Genomic DNA, 990 nt, shown 5'->3' on the forward strand with positions numbered 1-990 from the left:
GTTCTGTCGAGCTCCTTCGGCTTCGGCGGCCAGAACACTTGCCTTGTCATGGCGCGGGAACCGGTCTAAGCGACCTTTTTCAGCCAGACTGAACCGACAGGCCCCATGCGCGCATTGCAACTTATAGAGGACCGCCGTCTTGAGACGGTGGACCTGCCGCCTCCTCCACCGCCGGCACTCGGCGAAGTCACGCTGCGCATCAAGGCAGTAGCGCTGAACCATATCGACGTCTGGGGCTGGCGCGGCATGGCCTTCGCCAAGCGCAAGCTGCCGCTGGTCGTCGGCGCGGAGGCCTCCGGCGAGGTCGAGGCGGTTGGCCCCGGCGTTTCCAGCCTGCTGCCCGGACAATTGGTGTCGATCTATGGCGCGCGCACCTGCGGCCTCTGCCGAGCCTGCCGCGAAGGCCGCGACAACCTCTGCGAACATGTTTCGGGCGTGCACGGTTTCCATCTCGACGGTTTCGCGCAGGAGAAGATCAACCTGCCGGCCCGCCTGCTGGTCCCTGCCCCGCCCGGCGTGACCGACATCGGGGCGGCGGTGGCGCCCGTCACCTTCGGCACCGTCGAGCACATGCTGTTCGACAACGCCAGGCTTCAACCCGGCGAAACCATCCTTATCCATGCCGGCGGATCCGGCATCGGCTCGGCGGCCATCCAGTTGGCCAAGCGGATGGGTTGCACGATCATCACTACGGTCGGCTCCAACGACAAGATCGACAAGGCCAAGGCGCTCGGCGCCGACCATGTCATCAACTACCGCGACGACCGTTTCGAGGGCGTCGTGCGCAAGCTGACCAAGAAGAAGGGCGTCGACGTCGTCTTTGAACATGTCGGCGCCGACACATTCGCCGCCTCGATGCTGTGCCTGAAGCGTGGCGGCCGCCTGGTGACCTGCGGTTCGACCTCCGGCGTGTCGACGCAGATCAATTTGATGCAGCTGTTCCAGCAGCAATTGAAACTGCTTGGCTCCTTTGGCTGCCGCATGGAAAAC

General features: G+C 64.4%; 1 protein-coding gene. It reads left to right on the forward strand.

Annotated features, from left to right (window positions below; translation table 11 throughout):
* Positions 1-105: 105 nt before the first annotated feature.
* On the forward strand, positions 106-990 hold an 885-nt coding region (locus EN879_RS37145), incomplete at its 3' end, for a zinc-binding dehydrogenase (RefSeq protein ID WP_127274770.1).

The organism is Mesorhizobium sp. M7A.F.Ca.AU.002.02.1.1 (assembly GCF_003998535.1).
GTDB lineage: Bacteria > Pseudomonadota > Alphaproteobacteria > Rhizobiales > Rhizobiaceae > Mesorhizobium > Mesorhizobium ciceri.